General features: G+C 62.5%; 1 protein-coding gene and 1 pseudogene. Both read left to right on the top strand.

Translation table 11 applies throughout. From position 1 onward, the window contains the following. Window positions 1–1,054, top strand: a pseudogene (locus ACEN2R_RS20895) (Mu transposase domain-containing protein); the annotation flags it as partial. Then, window positions 1,051–1,272 (top strand): ATP-binding protein (locus tag ACEN2R_RS20890; protein ID WP_442044870.1); only part of this gene is annotated, 222 nt, incomplete at its 3' end. The pseudogene ACEN2R_RS20895 and the gene ACEN2R_RS20890, both read left to right, overlap by 4 nt.

Below are 1,272 nucleotides of genomic sequence, written 5' to 3'. Positions count from 1 at the left end.
ACATGTCGGGACTTGGAATCACGATTGTCGGTCAGCCACTGGCACACATGCTGTATCACTTCCGCTTGTTATGGTCGGGCTTTGCGCATGCACATGTCATCCTGGGTGGTGAGAGCTACGTGGCTCTGGCCGAAGGGCTGCAGAATGCTCTGTGGTCGGCGGGTGGTGCGCCCCACCAGCATCGTAGCGACAGCCTTTCGGCCGCCTTCCGCAATCTCGACCAAGATGCGAAGCTGGACCTGACCAAACGCTACGAGGCGCTCTGTGCCCATTACCGCATGACGCCGACGCGCAATAACCGTGGCGTGGCACACGAGAATGGTTCGATCGAGAGCGCCCATGGGCATCTCAAGGCGGCGATCCGTGACGCCCTCCTGATGCGGGGCACGGCGGACTTTGCCGACATCGCCAGCTACCGGGCCTTCGTCGATGAGATCGTGGGGCGCCGGAATGCGGCCCAAGGGAAGCAGATCGCCGCAGAGCGGGCCTATCTGCAGACCCTGCCTGCCCGTCGCACGACTGACTTCGAAGAAGTCATTGTCACGGTGTCGAGCACCGGCGGCTTTACCCTGCGCAAGGTGTTCTACACCGTGCCTTCCCGCTTGATCGGGCATCGGCTGCGGATCCGCCTCTACGATGACCGGCTGGAGGTCTTCATGGGCGGCACGATCAGGTGGTCAACTATCACCATGTCATCCATTCCCTGCGCCGCAAGCCGATGGCGTTGCTAAATCTGGTTTACCGAGACAAGCTCTTTCCGCGCCCTGCCTATCGGCGGGCCTTCGAGGTGTTGATTGCGCATCTGCCCGAGAAGATGGCCTGCAAGATCACCGTCGAACTGCTCGCGCTCGCGCATGATCGCGGCTGCGAACGTAAATTAGCCGAGGAACTGGGCGGGGTTCTGGATGCCGGGCAACTGCCCGATCCGGTCGCCTTGCGAAGGCAATTCGGGCCTGACCCTTCAGCTTTGCCGACCGTCACGGTGCAGCAGGTTGGCCTCGACATCTATGACGCGCTGGTCACCCCGACAGCCTGGATAGGAGAGACAGCATGAAGACCGCATATCCCATCGACGAGGCACGTCTCGGCATCATGCTGACCGAGTTGCGCCTGCCCACGATCAAGACCCTCTGGCCCCAGTTCGCTGAAACGGCTGATCGCGAAGGCTGGCCCGCTGCGCGCTTCCTCGCGGCCATCGCCGAGCACGAACTCGCCGAACGTGCCAATCGCCGGATCGGACGTCATCTCGCCGAAGCGCATCTGCCGCCGGGC

The sequence above is a fragment of the Pseudogemmobacter sp. W21_MBD1_M6 genome (genome assembly GCF_052119585.1).
In the GTDB taxonomy this organism is placed as follows: Bacteria; Pseudomonadota; Alphaproteobacteria; order Rhodobacterales; family Rhodobacteraceae; genus JBGQOJ01.
Note: the sequence above shows the minus strand (reverse complement) of the source record. Positions and strands in the feature narration are given on the sequence as shown.